The following is a 20,560-nucleotide window of genomic DNA, read 5'->3' on the forward strand; positions in this document are numbered from 1 at the left end:
TTCATGTATTTGAAAGGTCTTTTTCTCTATCTTACTTTACCGCTCCATACAGCTTCTCTACCTCATGCTCAATTTGTTTTACATCAATTCGTTCAAATAGCGGCTGCACATTATCAATTCTATTCGGCAACGTGTTTTGAGGCTCCCAATTTCGTTTCACAATCGATAATGTATTTCTAACTCTTTCACTTAAAAATGGTAAAAATGGTTCAAGGAGATTTGCAAAATTAGCGATAAGATACACACAATTATAAATCGTTTCTTCGCATGCAACTGGATCATCTTCTCGTTGTTTCCACGGCTGCCTCTCATCAAAGTATTTATTTGCAAAACGTACTGCCTCAAATATTGTTTCTAGCGCCACCTTAAATGTAGTTTGCTCAATGGCCTCTCCAATATTTTTATATAATCCTTCTACTTTATCTTTCAGTTCTACATCAATACTTCCCTTCGGTACAATGCCACCATAATACTTTTCAATAAACTTTAATGTCCGGTTCACAAAGTTCCCATATGCACCTAGCAATTCACTATTATGACTGTAAATGAATTCACGCCACGAAAAATCAGTATCACGATTTTCTGGTGCATTGACTGTTAAAAAGTAACGAATAGAATCCGGATTGTAGTGTTCTAATATGTCAGGCACCCATACTGCCCAGTTTTTACTTGTAGATAACTTTCTTTTTTCAACTGTTAAATATTCATTCGAAACGATATGACGAGGGGTAGCTCCTTCTCCTATTCCAAGCAATACCGCTGGCCAAATGATGGAATGAAACGGAATATTATCCTTACCGTGCACATAATATGTTTTCGCTTCTTTATCCCAAAACTCTTGATCATCTTTCCCTGCTTCTTTAGCCCAATGTTTACTCGCCGAATAATATCCTGTCACTGCTTCAATCCATACGTAAATTTTCTTATCTGCATACCCTTCTACTGGAATTGATACTCCAATTGGTAAATCACGTGATACAGCCCTATCTAATAACCCTTCCTTAACATATCTCTCTGTTAATTGAATCGCATTGTCGCGCCATGCTCCTGTTTGTTTTGCAGTTTCTACAGCCGTTTTGATTTGCTCCTGAAATGTATGCAATGCGAAATAGAAATGCTCCGTTTCCTGCACAGACGGTGTACCGCCACATAACTTACATTTCTTTTCTAACAAATCGAGTGGATCTAAAATAGCTGAACACGCATCGCATTGATCTCCTCTTGCTGCTTCATGGCAATGTGGACAAACGCCTTCTACATAACGATCAGGTAAAAACTGCGTACACGTTTCACAATACGCTTGTTCCACTGTTTTTTTATAAATATAGCCTTCTTTTAATAAACGTAAAAAAACATTTTGAACCGTTTCATGATGGTGCTCACTATCTGTACGTGTATAGCAATCATAAGTAAAACCGAGGCTACGAAAACATCGATCGAATTCTTCATGATACTTATCAGCAATTTCCTTCGCCGTCACACCTTCTTGTTTTGCCCTAATCGCAATTGGTGTTCCATTACAATCACTCCCCGAAACATACAACACATTCTCACCCTTTGCCCGGTAATAACGCGCTAATATATCTCCAGGTAACAAACTCGCAATATGTCCAAGATGTAACGAACCATTTGCATACGGCCAAGCGCCTCCAATAAAAATACTCATCTTACATTCCTCCTTTTAAATATAAAAAAGCCCCGCCCTTATCTTAAAAAAGATAAGGGCGGGGCTGTATAAACAGTCGCGGTACCACCTTATTTCGCCAATTACTCACATAATTAGCCTTAACAAGTACGGAGCTATATGCTCTTATACTGTGGTTTTGATAACGAGTACCAACTCTCGTCGCCGCCTACTATTATCATTTGATAAGTTCAGGACGAAGCTCAAAGGCCATTGTTCAAATGAATATTCTTGCTTCTTCTCAGCTACCGAAGCTCTCTGGACAGAATGATTTCATTCTACTTTTCCTTTTCAACGCTTTTATATATAACACGTATTTTACGACTTACTTGCAGAAAAATCAAACTTTTATTCAGAAAGAAAAGGAAATCCTATCCTCTCATAGAATAACTATACGTTCACAAAAGGAGTGATACGATTGAATCAAAATCAACTAAGCATACGTAATGAAAAAAGCTGGAATGCAGCTGCTTATGAAGCTTGGACGAACCGCCACGGGGCGCCAGCCGATTATGCGAAAAAGCTTATAGCAGATCCGGAGCGCGAGGTAGATCACTATTTACCTTACATACAATCTCCAAAAGGAAAACGTATTATTAATTTACTCGGGTCAAAAGGAAATAAAGCCGTTGCTCTCGCTCTTTTAGGAGCTAACGTAACAGTTGTTGATATTTCAGCAAGTAATGCAAAATATGCAAATGAACTTGCTGAAGCAGCAGGTGTCTCTATCCAGTATGTCGTTTCTGATGTATTACATGTGCAGCTCTCCGAATCATTTGATATCGTATTGCTGGAACTTGGTGTACTCCACTACTTCTTAGATTTAAAACCGCTCTTTCAAAAAATTGCTACCTTGCTTAAAGGAGATGGCATACTTATCCTTCGTGACTATCATCCTGTTTACACGAAATTATTAGGAGCAGACCACCCATCATTCCGGGCTAATGGAAATTATTTCGATGAAGAATTAATTGAAGATGATGTTGCTTATAGCATCCTTCTTACAGAAGCGCAGAAAGAATCATTACCTAAAACACTCATCCGTCGCTGGACGCTAGGGGAAATTATTACAACACTTGCGGAAGAACATTTTAAAATTGAAAAACTAGTTGAAGAGCACGGACCTCATCAAAAGTGGGTCTTCCCTTCTACTGCACCGGAAGGAATTGAAGAACGTGTGCCTAGTTTATATACATTAATTGCGACAGCATGCAAAAAAGGATCCCTTCACGGATAGGATCCTTTTTGCATGCTCACGCATATAAGTTGAGGTTGGAGATTACCATAATTCTGTAGAATAGGACACAAGATATTTCAACATTTCGTCTCTGACTTACGTCGTCAAAAAGGGGTATGACCAACATAACGAAGAGTAATGTTTATAGTTGATAGCGATAATCATTATCAACTAATTAGAAGTATACATGATGTTATTTCAAATTACAATAGCATTTCTCATTTTTATTTATGAATTTTTTGATATACAAATGTATACATTTTAAGAACATTTACTCATATGAATCTGTCTTCTTCCATTATCTGCTATAATTTTCATTGAACAGATTAATAACTTCATAATAATGTTTTTATTAATGTCGTTCTTAATATTTATAAATTATAATAAATAGTTTTTAAAGGTAGGGGTAACGATGAAATATGTTAGTATTCGAAAAAAACTACTCTTCACACTCTTAAGCATTTCTTCTTTATTTAGCATTGCTCTTATTGTTATTCTTTCATTCGCCATGCATCAAGCCAATGAAGTCGAAACATTAAAAAATGATGTATCAAAACGAGCAACGATTTTAAAAGAGCGTGGCGATTGGTTCCAAGCACAAGTTGCTGGTTTACAAGAATATTTACTATCACATGATCAAAAAGGACTGGATAAATTCAACCGAGAAGGAAAAAAACTAGCTGATACTAGAGAAAAAGTAACAAGTGATAAAAAACTCCCCGAAGGAATGAAAGAAGCAATTTTAATGGGGGGCAAATGGCGGAGCGTTATAGATAATGAAGTCCTCCCTCTCGCTCGCGAAGGAAAATGGGACGAAGCATCCAAAATCGCTTTAGCTCAAACAGACTATGTAAACGACCTTTTAAGCCGCTTTACTAAATATACAAATGAAGAAAATGATAAACGTGACGCATTAATTGCTGACGTAGAGTCTTCTTCATCTCTTATTCAATATATTATTTTCTTCTCACTCATTACATGTACGTTAACATCTATTTTATTAGCATGGTGGTTCTCTGGTAAACTTGTTAAACCGATACGACAAATTGATGAGAAATTAAAAGAATTAGCTTCTCAAGATGGCGATTTAACTGCTAGATTGCACGTAACGAGTAAAGATGAAATTGGTGATATCGCCAATTCCTTTAATCAAATGCTCGCTAATTTACAACGTATTATAAAACAAGTGCAACAATCATCTACAAGCGTCAAAGAAGCGTCTGAAAATGTATTTATCGAAACAACTACGTCTATGGAAAATACCGCAAAAACCGAAGAAACTATGAACGCTCTTGAGCATAATATTCGTTCACAAGTTTCCAGTATCGAAGAAAGTTCAACTGCAATGGATGATATGACAACGAGTGTTCAGCGTATTGCTGAATCTGCCTCTTCTGTTACTAGCCTAGCTGTTACAACTGCTGAAAAAGCAGATAGTGGGAATCAAGTCATTGAGAAATCTATTACACAAATGCATACCATTAACGAAGCTGTTAACGCTACATCACAAGTAGTAGAACGACTCATTACACATACGAATCATATTGATACTGCACTTCAATCCATTTCTAATATCGCGGAACAAACGAATTTACTCGCTTTAAATGCTTCAATTGAAGCAGCACGTGCTGGCGAACATGGAAAAGGATTCGCCGTTGTTGCCGATGAAGTACGAAAACTTGCTGAACAATCTCAGCTAGCAGCAACTGACATTAACCATTTACTTCATCAAATTCAAGCTGACACAAAAATAGCAAATGAAATGATGACACAAGGTCAGTCAGAAGCTTCTGAAGGAATTACAGTCATTCGTACCGCTGGATCTTCATTCTCAGAAATTGTTAACCACATTAACAAAGTCTCTACACAAATGCAAGAAATGTCTGCAACTGCTGAAGAAATGGCCGCAAGTTCTGAAGAAATGAATGCAGCTTTAAATAACATTGCTTCTATTTCAAATGAAGTTGCCGCCGAAACATCACAAACGGCAACCTCAGCTGGTGACCAAGTAAACAAAATGAGTGTCGTTGCTAAAAGAGCGTCTGAAATGAAAACAACCGTACAAGAACTTGAAGTTCTCGTTTCTCATTTCAAAACAAACGTTTAAAGCGAAACTTTCATTTATACTTTCAGAAGCTCCAAGTTATTAAAAAGAGGGATCTACAGTCTCTCTTTTTTCAATTTAAAATATCTCTTTCTATCTCTCATTCCGTCTGCTATAATTCCTAAAGGAAAGAAGAAAGCTTTATTCCAATCGGAGTAAAGCTTTCTTTCAATTTTTTACATTTATTAATTCTAATACTTTGATTTCACAAGGAGGATTTTTATCATATGAATTTTATTAGCATTCGAAAAAAACTAATGTTCATGATGGGAACGATTTGCGCTTTATTTGGCATCGCCTTAGCTTTTATTTTATTTTTTGCTATTGACCAATCTCATAAAGCTGAAGCATTACAAAAAGAAATTTCCCCTCTGGCAACACAATTAAAAGAGCGCGGGGATGCTTATCAAGTACAACTCTCTGCTTTAAGAGGTTATTTATTACAACGTGACCAAGTTGAATTAGACAAATTTAATGAGATGAGTAAACTTCTTGAAGATACGAAAGAGCAGCTTCTTTCAAATCCTAACATTTCTCAATCTGTGAAAAATACAATGGAATCCGGATCGACTTGGAGAAAATTTATTGAAGAAAAAGTTTTCACTCTTGCAAAAGAACAAAAGTGGGAAGAAGCTCTACAAGTAGCGTATGCAGAAAATGGTACTGTTTATAAAGTAATTGGTGACTTCACAAATTACAGTAATGAACAAGCTAAGTTACGTGATCAAGCTATCGAAAAAATTGATCAATCTTCGCTACAAATTGAATATGTTATCTTCTTATCACTTGTTATTTGTATTATCGTAGCTATCACTCTTGCATGGTGGTTCTCTGGTAAACTTGTTAAACCAATTCAGCAAATTGATAGTAAGCTAAAAGAATTATCATCTCAAGAAGGTGACTTAACAGCCCGCCTACAAGTAAATAGTAATGATGAAATTGGCGCAATCGCAACATCATTTAATACAATGTTAGAAAATCTACAACATATCATCAATCGTGTTCAAAAAACATCTGTAGAAGTACAAAATGCTTCTGAAAATATGCTAGAAAAGACGAATATATCACGCGAGGCAACAATAAAAGTTCAAAACTCGATGTCTAGCCTAAATTCAAATATTCAATCACAAGCCTCTAGTATGGAAGAAAGCTCAACTGCAATGGACGATATGGCAGTAAGCGTTCAGCGTATTGCTGAATCTGCTTCATCTGTAACTGAACTTGCTGTATCTACATCTGAACAGGCTAACGATGGAAGTACTGTTATTCAAAAATCTGTTTCACAAATGACAACGATACACGACGCGGTAAATGCTACGTCCGAAGTGGTCGAACGTCTAATCACACACACGAAATATATTGATACAGCTGTACAATCTATTTCTAATATCGCGGAACAAACAAACTTACTTGCTTTAAATGCATCTATCGAAGCGGCTCGTGCTGGCGAACAAGGAAAAGGTTTCGCTGTCGTAGCTGACGAAGTTCGAAAACTTGCTGAACAATCTAAAACAGCGGCAACAGATATTAACCAATTACTACATCAAATTCAACAAGACACTGAAACTGCGAGTTCGATGATGTCACAAGGTCGTTCTGAAGCATTTGAAGGCATTCATGTCATTCGTGAAGCTGGCAATTCTTTCACAACAATTGTAGAACAAGTAAATAAAGTATCTACTCAAATGCAAGATATCTCAGCAACTGCTGAGGAAATGGCTGCAAGTGCTGAAGAAATGAACGCTTCACTGAATAACATCGCTTCTATTTCGACTGAAGTATCTAGTGAAACAGCGGCAACAGCACAATCTGCTGAGCAAAAAGTCATTACGATGAATGAGATGACACAAACCGCTAGAAAAATGAAACAAACAGTTGAAGAATTAGATCAACTCGTATCTCACTTCAAAACTGAATAGCCTTTAAAAAAGATCCCTCTTGCAAAAGGGATCTTTTTTTGAGCTCATTTCCTGCACATTATGCACATTTCCGTTATAATGAGAATCGATATCATTAATTATGCAGGGGGTGCTACACATGTCACAACAAGCATTTGAAGAAAAGTTATATGCAAACTTAGAAGCTGTTATTGACCCTGAACTAGGTGTTGATATTATCAATCTTGGATTAGTTTATGACGTTACAGCAGATGAAAATAATAATGCTGTCATTACAATGACGATGACCTCTATCGGTTGTCCAATGGCTGGGCAAATTGTATCAGACGTTAAAAAAGTATTATCAACGAACGTACCTGAAGTCAATGAAATAGAAGTAAATGTCGTTTGGAATCCGCCCTGGTCTAAAGAACGCATGTCACGTATGGCGAAAATTGCATTAGGTATTCGCGACTAAATAAAGAAAGACCTGACATCCTAGTCAGGTCTTTTTCTCTTATTATTTTACGCCTACTGCATCATAAGCTTTCGTAACAGCTTGTACAGCTTTAGAGTTTTTACCATATAAATCTTCAGCTGACTGCAGAGCAGCTTGACGCATCATCTTAAAGTCAGAGTTTGCAGTTAAATATTTCGTAAGAGCACGATAGTAAATTTTTTCTGTCGCTTCACGGCCTACTCCAGTTACTTTCACGCCGTAATGCTCTCCACCGTCAGATACTAAATATGCAGCTTTATTGTTAATACTACTGTTAATATGAACGCCGCCATTATCAGCTGTTCCAGTATAGCGTTTATTGTAATGATCTGGGTAACCTTCACCTGGTTTTAATGGATTTGGAATAGATGCTGGATCTTTCAGAGAACGAAGTGCATCACCAGGTTTTCCAGGTGTATAAATGTCAGCACCTAAATCCCAGCTCTTCTTCTCAACCATGACACCCATAATATCAGATAACGATTCATTTAACGCACCTGACTCATTTTTATAAACAAGATTTGCTGTATGTTCAGTTACAGCATGCGTTAATTCGTGACCGATAACATCTAGCCCAGCAGATAATGGAATGAATGTTTTACCATCGCCATCACCATACATCATTTGCACACCGTTCCAAGCTGCGTTATTCCAGCTTTCTCCAACGTGAACAGTAGAAATAAGCTTCGCACCTTGATCATCGAAAGAGTTACGATTAAATGTCTTTTTATAGTAATCATATACCTTTCCTGCATTTACATGCGCATCAACTGCCGCTTTATCTTCGAAGAACTTAGATTTACTCTTCACTTCTTCTCCTGTATATCCAAGAATTTGCGAGAATAAATTAAACCAGTTTTCGTCCATATTCTCCGCATCAAATGTATGGATACCTTGTCCTCGTTTACCGTCAAATAAGTTAAATTCTCCTGTTTTCGTATCTTGAGCAATTTCAAATGATTGTCTACCACCTAATACTCCGTAGCCAAATCCTGTAATGTTGTCTACAGCATTATATTTCTCAATCACATTTCCATTCGTTGCATCAACAAAATAATGCCAATATCCTGGAGCTGGTTTTGAAATCGATGCTTTCACTAAGTATGCAAGATAGTAGTTTCCATCTTTTTCATACACAAATAGATCTTTTTTCACACCATCATAATTCTTTACTTTACCAATTTCTTTCTCAATATCTGTCTTTGCAATCGTTTCTGCTTGCTCTGCACTAATATTTGCAAACGCAGGAATATTTTTATCATCTAAATTCGGAATAACTTGTCCGAAGAATGCTTTTACATTATTTTCTTTATCAAGTGTAACAGTTTGATCTGAACCATACACAGGAATGTTATTATGCTTCTCAACTAACTTCACGTGTGTTGTGCCAGATTCAGCGTCTTTTTCTTCCCCAACGACATTAAAGTGTTTATCAATATTCCCTGCTAATTTAAACATATCTTTCTTACTCTCTAAATATTGAAAGACCGTTTCTTTTTTATCTAGTCCTTCTGGTGCTTTCCATTCTTCACCTATGTATGCAGGTGTTTTAAACTCTTGATGATATTGAATTTTTTGTTCTTCCGCTTTCGTTGTCGTTGCTCCAAATGTTCCAAATCCCCCGGCTATAACAGTTAACGCTAATGCTGATGAAATGACTTGCTTTTTCACTATAACATTCCCCATTCCCATAAAGATTTTTGACACTTTTATACAATTCTTATTTTCCGGGCTAATACCTTTTTCTAAATATTGAGAAAGTTTTTTCTGACAATTCCACTCAAAAAAAGAGGACATCCTATCGGGTGTCCTCTTTTTCATAAACATTCTATTGTCTTTTCAACTCGATTGCTAAATAGTGTGATTGCTCTTTCGCTTCAATATGAATATCTTCTTCTATCGCTTCTGCTGCATCACGCATAACAAGCGTTTCACCATTTATTACACTACTTCCTTCAATTTGAACAAGATACAATTGACGACCTTCTCGCACAGGGAAATGAATTTCTTTTCCGGCATCTAACGATAAAGAATATAAATTTGCATCTTGATGAATTTGAATTGGTGCCCCTCCTTCTACTGGAGATACCATATGGAACCATTCGTTTTCACGCTTGCTCCAATCAAATGTAAACTCACCATAGTTTGGTTTATGATCCGCACGATCCGGTAAAATCCAAATTTGTAATAAACGTAGTGTTTCATTTCCTAAATTATGCTCGCTATGAAATACACCTGTGCCAGCACTCATATATTGAACATGTCCTCGCTCAATTGTTCCGCGGTTCCCCATGCTATCCTCATGTGTTAAAGCACCATCTACAACGTACGAAATGATTTCCATATCGCGGTGCGGATGCATATCAAAACCAGTTTGTGCCGCTACTAGGTCATCATTAATTACACGCAATGCACCGAAGTTCATGTTATTCGGGTTATAGTAATTCGCAAATGAAAAATGAAAATGTGTATTTAACCATCCATGATTTGCTCTTCCCATATTTTTATGATCAACTTTTCTAAACATACCCTTCACCTCATATTATCTCGAATTCAAGATTTATTATAAAAATTTTTCTCACTGTAATTTTTTTAGTAATTGTAATAATTGATGTTGTTCTTCTACATTTAAATTTTGAAACTGCTCCGCTTGGAACGTTTCTTGAGGCGGGACGATTTCTTCATATAAAACGTTTCCCTTTTCTGTTAACGAAATATATTTTGTAGTACCTTCTTGCTCACGACGAATCCACTCTAGCTGCTCCATTTTATTTAAAAGCTGCGTGATATTTCCCTTCGTAACAAATAGTTTATTTCCAAGCTCTTGCTGCGTTAGACGATTATGCCCTCCAACTTGTGCTAGTACATCAAACTGAGCGGCAGACACATTCCATTCTTTCAAATGCTGATTCGTCTCACGAATACTTTTGTTATAAAAACGTGATAAACGAAACCATAATAGTAATCCGAGTCTATCTTCTGTTTTCATTCTATCACCTCGCTCGTTTCATACCATTAGTTTAGAACTAAACTTTATAAAAGTCAATCACTTACTTTTAGTAACCGCAAAAGAAAGCACAGTGCCATTTCTCCACTATGCTTTACATTAACTTTCTATTTTTATATTCATCTAACTTCCTCTCTGCGAAATTCCTCGCATCTTTCTCAATCCATCTATCTTCGTACAATTCACTTCCAACATACAATACTTCGTTCTTATGCTGCATCGCATGGCGAAATTCATGCAGTAGTGTTTTGAGCACTTGCTCATACTCTTCCCATATGCAAACGAAAATTAATTGTTTTTCTTTATGATAAAAGCCACCTACTGGGAATAAAAATTCCTCTTCTTCTTCTCCTAACGATAGAAGCACATGATTCGCATCACACGTATCACAAAAAATAACTGGCGTTTTACATACTTCAATAAGTGAAAACACATCGTCTCTAAGTCTTTTGACATCCCAAGGAAGCTCCGAATCCAACACATACCAATTCTCCACCTGTTGATATACATTTTGAAACTGGAGTTCCATTTTTCTATAATCCCCTTTCCAAACTCCTTTTCCTATATGTATGCCACAATCTGTAAAATATTAAACATACTCTTCCCCTTTCGAAAAAATGACAATAAAAAAGAATCTATGTCAGAATAGATTCCTTTTACGTAATTACTTTTTTTTCATCACTTTTTTTAATACAAAGTAACCAATCGCACAAACAATAGCAGCAAGTGCAAAGTATTTCACATATGGCCCAGCTACTTTATTAATACTTTCCCACTCTGTTCCTAATTTAAAACCTAAATATACAAATACAATTGACCATGGAATAACAGCTAATGTAGTTAGCGTAATAAACTTAGCATGTGACATTTTTGCAATACCCGCTGGTATCGAAATAGCATGACGCACAACCGGAATAAAACGCGCTGTAAAAATAACACCAGTTCCGTAACGATTAAACCACGCTTCAGCATAATCAATATGTTTCTTCTGAATTAAAATATATTTTCCATATCGCTCAAGAACAGGCCTTCCTCCGTATCGACCGATCCAATAAATAAATAGTTGTGCGATTACACCACCAATTGTACCGAACGCGACAGCGCCCCAAAATGTAATGCTTCCTGTTGATACTAAATAACCTGCATAAGATAATACGATTTCACTCGGAATAACCTCTAGCATTAATCCAAGCATAATTCCCCAATAACCAAGTCCTTCTAGAAAAACTAAAACGGAATGAATCAACTCTCCTAACATCATGTACCTCTCTTTACTGTTTTCATTGCAAAAAATAAAAGTACAAGCAGGAAATATCTTGTACTTTTATTTTTTTAATTTAGTTAGTCTTCGTATCCCACTTAAAGATTTTATTTAAAAATTTATATACATTCTTTGACTCTTTCGTCAGAAGTGGACCTAAGATCGATAGTATAAGCACGTATAGTGCTGAGAATGGTTTCAAGACTGACATTAACCCCCCAGCGATACCGATATTAGCCATAATGATGGAGAATTCTCCTCTTGAAACGATTGTTAATCCAATATTTGTTGACGCTTTATGAGATAATCCAGCTTGTCGTCCTGCAATCATCCCTGCTACAAAGTTACCGATGATTGTAAGAAGGACCGCACCTAGCGTTAACCATATCGCTCCGCCTAATGAAAACGGATCAATACTTAATCCGAAACTGAAGAAGAAAATAGCTCCGAAAAAGTCTCTAAATGGAACAACAAGATGTTCAATTCTGTCACTATGCTCTGTCTCAGAGAAAACTAATCCTAAAAGAAGTGCTCCAATTGCTTCGGCAACGTGAATTGTTTCTGAGAATCCTGCAATAAAGAATAACGAAGCAAATACTACAATAATGAAAATTTCATCTGAACTAATATTGAGCAATTTATTTAATAACGGCGTCGCCTTTCTAGCTACAATAAAGAATAGAAGCATGTATCCTAAAGCAATTCCAATTGAAGTAAGAGCACCTAGGAAGGAAGCATGATCTCCTAGAACTAAACCAGATACAACTGATAAATATACAGCAAGGAATATATCTTCGAACATAATAATTCCTAAAATTAATTCGGTTTCATTATTACCAGTTCTTCTTAAATCCACTAACACTTTAGCAACGATAGCACTAGAAGAAATCGTAATAATACCCGCAATAATTAAGATTTCTAGTAAAGGGAATCCCATTATAAATCCGTATAATAATCCAAGTGAAAAGTTAATTAAAATATAAATCGTTCCGCCAATCGCAATAGAACGTCCAGATTTAATTAGTTTTTTCATCGAAAACTCTAGTCCTAGATAGAACAGAAGGAACAGAACCCCAATCCGTCCGAGGAAGGAAATGACACTTGCACTTTCAATAAACTTGAAATCGATAACACCTATTGTCGGCGCATGTGGTCCCACTAACATTCCAAGAACGATTAGAAACGGAATTACTGAGAATTTAAACTTTCCAGCAATTACTGCCGCAATTGCAACTAATACTAACGCTGTACCAACTTCAAAAATTAACGTATCCATCTAGTCAGTCCCCCTATTCGAAAGTAACTCATTAATAATTTTTTTAATTTCTTCTCTCTCACCAGAAACGACAAGCATATCGCCTTCTTCAATTACCGTTTCTGGACCTGGATTAAATAGCTTTTTCATATTCTTTTTCATAACTGCAATGATCGTTACGCTATATGTTTTTCTTATTTCCAGATCACCAATTGTTTTCCCGATTGCTGGAGCTGCATTCTCCACTTTAAACCACTCAATCGCTAAACCTTCAAAGACCATTTCAACATTTTCTAACGCTCTAGGCTTATATACCATTCCGCCTAATATTGCTGCAATTTGTCTTGCCTCTGAGTCACGTAATGAAATACTTGAGATGCTTTCTTCATGGTCTGAATCAAAATGATACATTTCTCTACGCCCGTCATCATGAATGACAATCACCATCTTTTCGTTACCTTTCGTAACGATTTGAAACTTATAACCAATACCCGGAAGTTCACTTTCTCTAATATTCATGTTTAGCTCCTCCACAACATTTTTTTATTTGAATTTTCTGTTTTTCTGTCTTTTATTCATCCAATCAACTTCAGAAATTCTAACCATTCAGGATACATGTGAGTTGGAAATCTTTTATTGTAATAATAAGTGGCTCCTAAAAAGATACTTAAAGATGTAATGATAAAAAGTATATTACTTCTCATTTTCAAACTTTTAAGGCTTACTTTCAATAAAGTTTCTTCTTTCAAATTATCCCCTCTTTCTTGCTTTACATTTAGTTTTTTAAAATGTAAATAATTCTAAAAATATTATGATGTAACATAATCATAACACATAATACGTTTAAGTAACATAATTTTTTAGAAAAATTGATTCTCGTATATTTTTTGCATATAATTTTCTTATTACGGAAAAAAGGAAGTGTATTATATGGTTGATATCTTTAGCAGATTCCTTGAGGTAACGAATAATATTTTATGGTCATATATTCTTATTGCAATGCTAATCGGCTTCGGTCTTTATTTCTCTTTTAAATTGAAATTTGTCCAAATTACTCATTTCGGTGAGATGGTCGGTTTAATTAGTAAAGGATTTAATCGAAAAGAGAAAAAGAAAGATAGCATCTCTCCATTCCAAGCATTTTGCTTAAGTGCAGCAGCGCGTATCGGTATCGGGAATTTAGCTGGTGTAGCATTAGCCATTTCAATGGGTGGACCCGGTGCAATATTTTGGATGTGGTTTATCGCTATCCTTGGAGCAGCTACTAGTTTCGTAGAATGTACGCTCGCGCAAATTTATAAAGTAAAAGATGGAAGCAGGTTCCGTGGTGGGCCAGCATATTACATGGAAAAAGGATTAAACAAACGTTGGATGGGTGTTTGGTTTTCGTTACTTATCACAGTTGCTTACGGATTAATTTTCAATTCTGTACAAGCAAATACAGTAACAATAGCGTTTGAAAATGCTTTTGGACTAGAGCGAACAATTGTAGGAGCTCTATTAGCTTTATTAGTGGCAGTTATTATTTTTGGTGGTATTAAGAGCATTTCACGTATTACAGAAATAATTGTTCCTCCAATGGCAATCATTTATATTGGTGTGGCAATTTTTGTCGTTATTAACAACTTCACTATGTTACCAAGCATTTTTTCAGAAATTTTTAACAGTGCATTCGGTTTAGACCAAGCTATCGCTGGTGGTATCGGTGCAGCAATCAAGTTCGGAATTCAGCGCGGTTTATTCGCGACAGAAGCAGGTATGGGTAGCTCTCCTAACGCAGCAGCAACATCAGATGTATCTCACCCTGTAAAACAAGGACTTGTTCAAGCGTTAGGAGTGTTCGTAGACACATTCTTAGTATGTACATCAACAGCATTTATCGTATTATGTTCTGGACTGTACAAAGGAACAAACTTACAAGGTATTGAATTAACACAGCAAGCACTAAGTTCACAAATCGGACCGTGGGCAAGCACTTTCTTAGCGATTATTATTTTCCTATTCGCATTCAGTTCTTTACTAGGAAACTACTATTATGGTGAAACAAACATCGCATTCATTAAAGAAAGCAAAACATGGTTAATGATTTATCGCGTCGCAGTTGTCGGAATGGTATTCTTCGGATCAATCGCTGCCCTTCAAACAGTTTGGAGCTTAGCTGATTTATTCATGGGACTAATGGTATTCACAAACTTAATTGCCATCTCATTCCTTAGTAAATTCGCCTACGCAGCATTAGTAGACTATATTAAGCAAAAGAAACAAGGAAAAGATCCTGTTTTCGTTGCAAGTTCTATCCCTGGCTTACAGAATACAGAGTGCTGGGATGGACAGGATGTAGAAGAGAATAAAAAAGCTGTATAACGATTAAAAGCGGATGCGGCTCGTTTAGAATCGCAGGACATTGGAGCTCTCGACCTTGAAGCGCTTTTTGCTTCGAGCGAGAGAGCGAAATGACCGGAGATTCTAGCCGCTGGAGCTGGATATCGTAAAAAGCGGATGCGGCTCGTTTAGAACAAGAGCTATATATCAAACAAAATCCCTATTACTTCACCGTAATAGGGATTTTTATTTATAACAGTTCATAATTTGTTCAAATTAATTCCAGCAAAAGGGTTGATTTATACGAATTACTAGATTATAATAATTATAAATTAGTAATTGATATAACATAAAAACTCAAAAGGAGATTGATCATAATGAACAAACAAGTAATCGAAGTATTAAACAAACAAGTAGCAGACTGGAGCGTTTTATTCACAAAATTACACAACTTCCATTGGTACGTAAAAGGACCTCAATTCTTCACATTACATGAGAAATTCGAAGAACTATACACAGAATCAGCTACTCACATCGACGAAATTGCAGAACGTATTTTAGCAATCGGTGGTAAACCAGTAGCGACTATGAGAGAATACCTAGAAATATCTACTATTCAAGAAGCAGCTTACGGAGAAACTGCCGAAGGAATGGTTGAAGCAATCATGAAAGACTACGAAATGATGCTAGTCGAACTGAAAAAAGGCATGGAAATCGCTCAAAACTCTGACGACGAAATGACATCTGACCTACTACTAGGCATCTACACAGAACTAGAAAAACACGCTTGGATGCTACGTGCGTTCTTGAATCAATAATAGATTTTAAAGCGGAAGCGGCTCGTTCAGAACAAGAGGGTGTTGGAACTCCTGATTACGAGGCGCTTTTTGCCTCGAATGAAGGAGTGAAACAACCGACTGTTCTAGCCGCTGGAGCTGGATAATACTTAAAGTGGCGGCGGCTTGCTCAGAATCGCAGGGCATTGGAGCTCTCGACCTTAAAGCGCTTTTTGCTTCGAGCGAGAGAGCGAAATGACCGGAGATTCTAGCCGCTAGAGCTGGATATCATCACCTTGAAAGCGGAAGCGGCTCGTTCAGAGTCGCTTTTTTCTATGGGCTGGTCGCACATGTTGGTACATGAAATTATATCAACGATTTTTCAAATTTATCGACGATTACTCACAATATATCAACGATTTTTTCATTATATCGACGATTCGACACAGGATATCAACTTACCGACAAATCACGACAATATCAGTGCCTCTCTCCCCTACTTTTATCAATATATTACAATCCCTTTTATGTTAAAATATAGGTAACATCCTTTAGTAAAATAGATCCAAAAAAAGCTTTTCCATATTCATCATTTACTACTTAAATGGCGGGAGTGGTTCAGTTGAAAGACTACTTAATTAGAGCATTTTTTGCGTTAATAACAGTTGGGATTGTCTTACTTATAGCTAACATTTTCAATATACGTATCGAGGTGAAAGACTATGCTTTCCTCGTTGTTGTAGCAATTGGGGGCGGCTGGGGTGGCTGGTACCTGTATAAAAAACAAAGTAATCAAAGTGATAAAGGCATTCCGAAGTAATACGGAATGCCTTCTTTTATTGTCGTCTATAATAAATAATAAAATTCAAACCGCTAATACAACCAATCGCAATAAACATGCTAAAACTCTGTGCATCTCCACCTAAATTATACTCATCGACGATAAACCCAGACATAAACAACGTTATCGCAGAAACACCGATACATAATATCGAGATAAACCAAAGCTAAAATTCATTAATTAGCTCTTTTTTCTGTGTTGAAACAATTAGCATAACAAGAAGGGATGTTGCTAATATACTTTTAAAAACAGGACGTAAATACACAAACTCCTCCATTTGTTTCTCCTTTTCCAAAAACATTATATCTCAACATTAACATATTTAACCAAATTAAAAACACATGCCTTTTCAAAATAAAATGACATGTGTTTCCGAAAATCTCTATAAAGTGAAACTTTAATCAGTGGGGGTTTTCTTCATCCCCCACTGATTATTAGTTGAACCAATCGGACTTTTATGGGCAGTTGATCCCCCACCTAACTTCTTTGCTTTCGCTGAATTTTGAGGTGGGGGGTCGTACTGCCCATTAAAGCAGGATAATTTTGTATTATGATAACTGTTTCCACTTCGTTCCTAAAACAGGACGCTCGTAATTTTGGATTTCATGAATTAGTTTATCTGCCGTCTCAGCTGAAACAATCAACTCTTTATTAGATGGGTTCATAAACCCTTCTTCTGCTGCACGTTCAACCATTTGCAGGATTGGCCCGTAAAAATCTTTAATGTTTAATAAACCAACCGGCTTATTATGTATACCAATTTGTGACCAACATACAACTTCAAATAACTCTTCGAACGTTCCATATCCGCCTGGTAGCGCAATAAAAGCATCTGCAAGCTCTGCCATTTTCGCTTTACGTTCATGCATCGTTTCTACTTCAATTAGTTCTGTTAACCCTGTATGTACAATTTCTCCTCGGAATAGACCGCGCGGCATAACACCTGTTACACGCCCGCCTAAACGAAGAACTTCATTTGCTACTTCTCCCATTAATCCAACGCATGAACCACCGTATACAAGCTCATAGTCATTCTCAACAAACATTTTCCCTAACACTATTGCCTGCTCTTTAAATTCTGGTCTCTCCCCTAAGTTGGAACCTGCAAACACACAAATCTTTCTCATTCCTACACCCCGAAACTATATATTGTTATGATACAATGAACATTGTACAACATATTGAAGGGATGAGGAAGAAATGGATATCGTCGCATTTCAAAGATGGGTAGAGGAATTTTACGAAAAACGAAGCTGGTCACAATATAATGCCTTTATTCGCTTAAATTTCTTAACTGAGGAAGTTGGGGAAGTTTCACGTGTTGTTCGCGCCATTGAGATTGGCCGTGATCGCCCTGATGAAGAAGCGAAAACAGAAGAAGAGCTAAAACAGGAACTAAAAGAAGAACTTGGTGATGTACTATCTAATCTTATTATTCTTTCACAAAAATATGATTTAGATTTACAAGACATTATGGAGGCTCACGTCACAAAGCTTTCGATAAGGTTCGAGACATCCAAATGAGAATATTATCAATTATGGTATAATATTCTTGTCACAATACTAAGGGGGATTTTATGTTATCTAAAAAATTGCACGACGCATTAAACGATCAAATGAACTTTGAATTTTACTCTGCCCACGCTTATATGGCAATGGCTGCTTACTGTACATCTGAGAGCTATGATGGATTCGCTAACTTTTTCCTTGTACAAGCTGAAGAAGAACGTTTCCACGCAATGAAGCTTTATAACTACATTAACGACCGCGGTGAGCGCGCTATTGTTACTGGATTTGATAATCCAAATAACGAATATGAATCTGTACTGAATGCTTTTGAAGTAGCACTTGAGCATGAGCGTGAAGTAACGAAGCGTATTTACAACTTATCTGATATCGCTTGGGATGAGCGTGAACACGCAACGATTACATTCTTAAAATGGTTCGTTGATGAGCAAGTAGAAGAAGAAGCTTCATTCGATAGCATCATCCAAAAATTAAAACGTATTACAAGCGATTCAAACGCATTATTTATGCTAGATGCTGAATTAGAGAAACGTACATTTACGCCTCCAGCTGAGTAGTATCCCAATCACCTTAATGAATGTATTAAGGTGATTTTTTTATTTCCTCTCTCAGCCCAATAACCTTCGCCAAATCCTTCTTATAAATCCCTGAAACCTTTTCAACAAAATCACTCTGAGTAAACGTCCCACTGCCTTCTTCTACTATACTTAAATATCCATGTATGAATTTCAAAAAGGTTCTAGCATCTTCACCAGTTAATTGATCAATGTTCTCCATAATCTCATCAAACTCCCTTAAACTATCCCGTTCTTTCAACTTAATCCCCCCTCTTTGTATTATTTATCATACCAAAATAAAAAAGCCGTTCATCTCCTAAATGAGAGATAAACGACTTCTTTATCATTTTATTAAAGCATAACCCCAACGATAATCGCTGATAATATACTTACTAACGTTGCACCGTATACAAGTTTTAATCCGAATGAAGATACAACGTTTGCTTGTTTGCCATCGATACTCTTCGTTGCACCTGCGATAATTCCGATTGATGAGAAGTTCGCAAATGATACAAGGAAGATAGATAAAATTCCTACTGTACGAGTTGATAAATCGCCTGCTACTTTACCAAGGTCAAGCATCGCAACGAATTCGTTCGTTACTAACTTCGTTGCCATAATTTGTCCTGCTTGTAGCATCTCTGATGTTGGAATACCCATTACGAATGCTAATGGTGAGAATACATATCCTAAAATGCTTTGGAATGTGATTCCGAAAATTGAATCGAATACACCGTTAATTGCTGTAATTAATGCTACGAAACCGATTAACATCGCCGCTACTGTTACAGCGATAGAGAAACCAAGCATAATATATTCGCCTAACATTTCAAAGAATGTTTGTTTTTTATCTTCTTGTAATTCTAAAATATCGTCTTCTTCTTTTACTTCATATGGATTAATAATATGAACGATAATGAATCCGCTAAATAAGTTTAGTACAAGTGCTGTTACTACATATTTTGGATCAATCATTTTCATGTAAGAACCGACGATTGACATCGATACTGTCGACATGGAAGATGCACAAAGTGTGTATAAACGATTTTTCGGTAATTTGCTTAATTGATCTTTTACTGTAATGAATACTTCACCTTGACCAACGATTGCAGCTGCTACTGCATTATATGATTCTAGTTTTCCTAAGCCGTTAATTTTACTTAATAGGAAACCGACTGCACGAATGATAATCGGTAATACTTTAATGTGTTGTAAGATCCCAATTAGTACTGCTAAGAAAATAATTGGTAATAATACTGTTAAGAAGAATGGTGCTTGTCCATCATTTGCTAAACCACCAAATACGAAATTAACCCCTGCTTCCGCAAATTTTAAAATAGCGCCAAACCCATCTGCAATCCCTTTTACTAATACAAATCCGACCTTTGTATTTAGTAAGAAATACGCGAGTACCAATTGAATGACTAGCATAAGTGCAATTGGTTTATATTTAATTTTCTTACGATCTGAACTGATAAGGAACCCTAGTACAAATACTACAAGTAAACCGACTAGAAACATTACGATCTTCATATGTGAATCCTCCACTTCTCCCACGAGTTATTGGTCGTATAACGTATAACGAATGACGTCTGACCATTGATGTTAAAAAA

Annotated in this window: 20 protein-coding genes, 1 pseudogene and 1 other annotated feature; of the genes and pseudogenes, 9 read left to right on the forward strand and 12 right to left on the reverse strand. The window is 36.4% G+C overall.

Annotation, left to right across the window (positions count from 1 at the left end):
• Positions 1–31: 31 nt before the first annotated feature.
• On the reverse strand, positions 32–1,666 hold the full coding sequence (gene metG, locus MHB74_RS25005; RefSeq protein ID WP_061678990.1) for a methionine--tRNA ligase: 1,635 nt from the start codon (positions 1,664–1,666) through the stop codon (positions 32–34).
• Between the two features lie 51 nt (positions 1,667–1,717).
• Positions 1,718–1,988, reverse strand: a binding site (T-box leader).
• Positions 1,989–2,102: 114 nt separating this feature from the next.
• On the opposite strand from metG, the gene MHB74_RS25010 reads away from it, so the two are divergent.
• From MHB74_RS25010 to MHB74_RS25025, 4 genes are all read left to right on the forward strand, one after another.
• The gene (locus MHB74_RS25010; protein ID WP_061678989.1) at positions 2,103–2,921 is read left to right on the forward strand and encodes a class I SAM-dependent methyltransferase; all 819 of its coding nucleotides are present in this window, start codon (positions 2,103–2,105) and stop codon (positions 2,919–2,921) included.
• Positions 2,922–3,333: 412 nt separating this feature from the next.
• Entirely contained in the window at positions 3,334–5,028 is a 1,695-nt protein-coding gene (locus tag MHB74_RS25015; RefSeq protein ID WP_061678988.1) for a methyl-accepting chemotaxis protein, read from the forward strand.
• A gap of 224 nt (positions 5,029–5,252) precedes the next feature.
• Positions 5,253–6,944, forward strand: coding sequence for a methyl-accepting chemotaxis protein (locus MHB74_RS25020; protein ID WP_061678987.1), 1,692 nt, complete (start codon positions 5,253–5,255; stop codon positions 6,942–6,944).
• Between the two features lie 118 nt (positions 6,945–7,062).
• A complete protein-coding gene (locus tag MHB74_RS25025) occupies positions 7,063–7,380 on the forward strand; it encodes a metal-sulfur cluster assembly factor (RefSeq protein ID WP_000082521.1) in 318 nt (105 codons plus the stop codon).
• 42 nt (positions 7,381–7,422) lie between these two features.
• Here the strand turns inward: MHB74_RS25025 and nprB are convergent, their stop codons facing one another.
• From nprB to MHB74_RS25060, 7 genes are all read right to left on the reverse strand, one after another.
• On the reverse strand, positions 7,423–9,072 hold the full coding sequence (gene nprB / locus MHB74_RS25030) for a neutral protease NprB (RefSeq protein WP_061679001.1): 1,650 nt from the start codon (positions 9,070–9,072) through the stop codon (positions 7,423–7,425).
• Between the two features lie 157 nt (positions 9,073–9,229).
• The gene (locus MHB74_RS25035) at positions 9,230–9,928 is read right to left on the reverse strand and encodes a pirin family protein (RefSeq protein WP_061678986.1); all 699 of its coding nucleotides are present in this window, start codon (positions 9,926–9,928) and stop codon (positions 9,230–9,232) included.
• Between the two features lie 51 nt (positions 9,929–9,979).
• The gene (locus MHB74_RS25040) at positions 9,980–10,390 is read right to left on the reverse strand and encodes a MarR family winged helix-turn-helix transcriptional regulator (protein ID WP_061678985.1); all 411 of its coding nucleotides are present in this window, start codon (positions 10,388–10,390) and stop codon (positions 9,980–9,982) included.
• A gap of 112 nt (positions 10,391–10,502) precedes the next feature.
• Positions 10,503–10,937, reverse strand: coding sequence for a DUF3920 family protein (locus tag MHB74_RS25045; protein WP_061678984.1), 435 nt, complete (start codon positions 10,935–10,937; stop codon positions 10,503–10,505).
• 135 nt (positions 10,938–11,072) lie between these two features.
• The gene (locus MHB74_RS25050; RefSeq protein ID WP_000900205.1) at positions 11,073–11,666 is read right to left on the reverse strand and encodes a DedA family protein; all 594 of its coding nucleotides are present in this window, start codon (positions 11,664–11,666) and stop codon (positions 11,073–11,075) included.
• A gap of 79 nt (positions 11,667–11,745) precedes the next feature.
• Entirely contained in the window at positions 11,746–12,945 is a 1,200-nt protein-coding gene (locus MHB74_RS25055) for a cation:proton antiporter (protein WP_000380218.1), read from the reverse strand.
• Positions 12,946–13,443 carry a cation:proton antiporter regulatory subunit gene (locus MHB74_RS25060; RefSeq protein WP_001026069.1) on the reverse strand — a complete coding sequence of 166 codons (498 nt, stop codon included), beginning with the start codon at positions 13,441–13,443 and terminating at the stop codon, positions 12,946–12,948.
• A 411-nt stretch (positions 13,444–13,854) separates the two neighbouring features.
• On the opposite strand from MHB74_RS25060, the gene MHB74_RS25065 reads away from it, so the two are divergent.
• From MHB74_RS25065 to MHB74_RS25075, 3 genes are all read left to right on the forward strand, one after another.
• Positions 13,855–15,288, forward strand: coding sequence for an alanine/glycine:cation symporter family protein (locus MHB74_RS25065; RefSeq protein WP_061678983.1), 1,434 nt, complete (start codon positions 13,855–13,857; stop codon positions 15,286–15,288).
• Between the two features lie 335 nt (positions 15,289–15,623).
• A complete protein-coding gene (locus MHB74_RS25070; RefSeq protein ID WP_061678982.1) occupies positions 15,624–16,064 on the forward strand; it encodes a Dps family protein in 441 nt (146 codons plus the stop codon).
• Positions 16,065–16,644: 580 nt separating this feature from the next.
• Entirely contained in the window at positions 16,645–16,842 is a 198-nt protein-coding gene (locus MHB74_RS25075) for a hypothetical protein (protein ID WP_000656323.1), read from the forward strand.
• A 16-nt stretch (positions 16,843–16,858) separates the two neighbouring features.
• Here MHB74_RS25075 and MHB74_RS25080 read toward each other — a convergent pair.
• Both MHB74_RS25080 and MHB74_RS25085 read right to left on the reverse strand, forming a co-directional pair.
• Positions 16,859–17,140: pseudogene (locus tag MHB74_RS25080) on the reverse strand (hypothetical protein).
• A 271-nt stretch (positions 17,141–17,411) separates the two neighbouring features.
• Positions 17,412–17,990, reverse strand: coding sequence for an LOG family protein (locus MHB74_RS25085; RefSeq protein WP_061678981.1), 579 nt, complete (start codon positions 17,988–17,990; stop codon positions 17,412–17,414).
• A gap of 73 nt (positions 17,991–18,063) precedes the next feature.
• Here MHB74_RS25085 and MHB74_RS25090 point away from each other — a divergent pair, with 73 nt between their 5' ends.
• Positions 18,064–18,387, forward strand: a complete 324-nt coding sequence (locus MHB74_RS25090; RefSeq protein WP_061678979.1) for a MazG nucleotide pyrophosphohydrolase domain-containing protein — start codon at positions 18,064–18,066, stop codon at positions 18,385–18,387.
• A gap of 53 nt (positions 18,388–18,440) precedes the next feature.
• Positions 18,441–18,947 carry a ferritin gene (locus tag MHB74_RS25095; protein ID WP_061678977.1) on the forward strand — a complete coding sequence of 169 codons (507 nt, stop codon included), beginning with the start codon at positions 18,441–18,443 and terminating at the stop codon, positions 18,945–18,947.
• A 25-nt stretch (positions 18,948–18,972) separates the two neighbouring features.
• On the opposite strand, the gene MHB74_RS25100 is transcribed toward MHB74_RS25095, so the two are convergent.
• Together MHB74_RS25100 and MHB74_RS25105 are read right to left on the reverse strand one after the other, a co-directional pair.
• On the reverse strand, positions 18,973–19,206 hold the full coding sequence (locus tag MHB74_RS25100) for a hypothetical protein (protein WP_061678976.1): 234 nt from the start codon (positions 19,204–19,206) through the stop codon (positions 18,973–18,975).
• A 92-nt stretch (positions 19,207–19,298) separates the two neighbouring features.
• Positions 19,299–20,480, reverse strand: a complete 1,182-nt coding sequence (locus tag MHB74_RS25105) for a NupC/NupG family nucleoside CNT transporter (RefSeq protein WP_061678975.1) — start codon at positions 20,478–20,480, stop codon at positions 19,299–19,301.
• Between the last annotated feature and the right edge of the window lie 80 nt (positions 20,481–20,560).

This window comes from Bacillus sp. FSL K6-0069 (genome assembly GCF_038007785.1).
GTDB lineage: Bacteria > Bacillota > Bacilli > Bacillales > Bacillaceae_G > Bacillus_A > Bacillus_A mobilis.